We start from the raw sequence: 2,150 nt of genomic DNA on the forward strand, positions 1-2,150 counted from the left end.
TGATAATCCGGTTGGAGCGATTAAAAAACCACCTGCAGCTCGTCGCCTACCGAAGTGGCTAACCAGGCAAGAACAAAATTCTCTTTTAAGGGAACTTCGAGACAATCGAAGTCCAGAAGCAAAGAGAGATACTGCAATTGTGCTTACTATGCTTCGGCTCGGTCTTCGAGTGCACGAACTGTGCGATCTGAAGATTACGGACTTAACCATGAGTGATCGCAAGGGTATAGCTTATATTCACGGTAAAGGAGATAAGGATAGAGAGCTCCCGATCAGTGCAGAGCTTAGACATGTTATCCAGGCTTATCTGCAGGTGAGGGATGATAAGAGCCCATATGTTTTTGTTTCACAGCGTTCTTCTAAAATGTCCGTTAGGGCAGTGCAACATATGATCAGTAAATACAAATTACGGACAGGAATAAAAAATATGACTTGCCACGGATTGCGTCATACGTTTGGGCATGACTTGGTTGTAGCTGGAAACGATCTACAACGAGTTGCCATGCTTATGGGGCATTACAAAGAGGATGGATCACCCAACATTGCTATGACCATGATTTACACGACTCCTGGTGTCGAGGATCTGGAGTCAGCGGTGGAGTCGATTAGCTGGACATAATAATAGAAAATATAACAGAAGGGAAGTGTGTGTATGCTCACACCCACAGCTAAAGCGAATATCGAGCATATGGCAGAATGGGATCAAGTTACCGTTGGGGGATATGTAGTAGGAGAAAATATACGTTTTGAAGTAAACCGTACCGACAAGATATTTACGGTTAAGATGTTCGATCGCCTTGTCCTTTTAAATGAGGATTCTTTCTTAACGGCAGCTGAAGTAATCAAGTATATAGATAGATCGTAGAATTTCAGAATTCAGGGAAAACGTATTAAACAGACAGCTGTGTGCAACCGGCGTACCGAGGAAAAAGGGACGAATGAAAAGAACACTCCCACTAAGGAGTGTTCTTTTCATTCGTGCTGATTAAAAACAGGTATATATATTGTTTTAGCGTATGAATATTATCTATATGTTGTGTTTCGACAAAATTCGACATCAACATGTTGTATTTGGGTGTTGACTAAACGAAAAAAAACCCTTATACTGAAATAGAATAATACTTCCAGCAGGGTTAGTATGAACTCAGACAATTTTTATCTCTGTTTGATAGATTGATTTGCCGATCAATTATCAAAATTATATGTTCCCAAAAACCTATGTCTTTTACTAGCCAATATATATTTTTTTGACAAATATATATACAACCATTGCAATTATCTTATCAAAACCTTAGGTAAGATGCAACAACATTTAATGTTCTGGGCATGTATCAGATAAAAATACATATGTAGAGATTGTTGTTTGAGTCCTTGCTTCCTAATCAGTTGGAGTAAGGAAGGTGATCTGAATGGCTATTCAGTGCGCTTACCCTCGTAGTATTCGCGTTCGAGCTCATTTCCGTTGTTCTCATCCAGTAAGAGGATATTTCAACAGTTGGGGTACTTGGGTTTCACCTCATATTCGTAGTGGCTCGTTGATTTCTGAACATTGTCGTTCATAGTAAGCAAAGGAGAGGATAACTGGTTTACCAGCCGTCCTCTCCTTTTGCGTTTAGCTACTTAATCAATGTCTATATCCTAACGCAAGTGTGAAGATCTAGAAGGGCTCGGGCAGCTCATTATGGAACTCGTGCTTCAGATCCTGAGTTGGTTGGCTGAAGGAAGAACGTAAAGGGATCAATCAAGCGCAGGCTGAGGATATTGCTGAAGCCAAGAAATATGAGTCCCTTCGCCCCAGGGATTGGATACAATGCTGTAGCCGGATCTTCCGGAAATTAAAAAAGTATAGCGAAAGGAATGAGATCATATGTCCTTAAAACAAATTATTATTGACGCACCATTTATTAATACTACGTCGGAATTTTGGCCTACCATGTTAGATATGTCATTTATGAGAGGTACACCTATTAAGCAAAAGATAAAAAACTATTCTGAAATGGTTGCCTATTTCAGCCAGGTTAGCAGGGACTTACCTTCTACATATCCAAGTGTGGCTAATAGAGAGTATTATGATCACGATTTTTGGATGGACACAGACGGAAAGTATCATTATCAACTCACATGGGATATTGATAAATTAAAAGATATTA

The 2,150-nt window shown here is 39.7% G+C and carries 3 protein-coding genes; all 3 read left to right on the forward strand.

Annotated elements, in window-relative coordinates:
- Positions 1–619, forward strand: a 619-nt coding sequence (locus tag FE296_RS00365) for a tyrosine-type recombinase/integrase (RefSeq protein WP_150363983.1), incomplete at its 5' end; no start/stop codon positions are given.
- Positions 620–652: 33 nt separating this feature from the next.
- Positions 653–865 carry a hypothetical protein gene (locus tag FE296_RS00370; protein WP_150363984.1) on the forward strand — a complete coding sequence of 71 codons (213 nt, stop codon included), beginning with the start codon at positions 653–655 and terminating at the stop codon, positions 863–865.
- Between the two features lie 1,002 nt (positions 866–1,867).
- On the forward strand, positions 1,868–2,150 hold a 283-nt coding region (locus FE296_RS00380; protein WP_150363985.1), incomplete at its 3' end, for a hypothetical protein.

The organism is Paenibacillus sp. UASWS1643 (genome assembly GCF_008693195.1).
Classification (GTDB): domain Bacteria; phylum Bacillota; class Bacilli; order Paenibacillales; family Paenibacillaceae; genus Paenibacillus; species Paenibacillus amylolyticus_B.

Bases quoted from the DNA above. Each gene is read 5' to 3' on its own strand.
- FE296_RS00370 (WP_150363984.1), top strand. From the start codon at position 653: ATGCTCACACCCACAGCTAAAGCGAATATCGAGCATATGGCAGAATGG.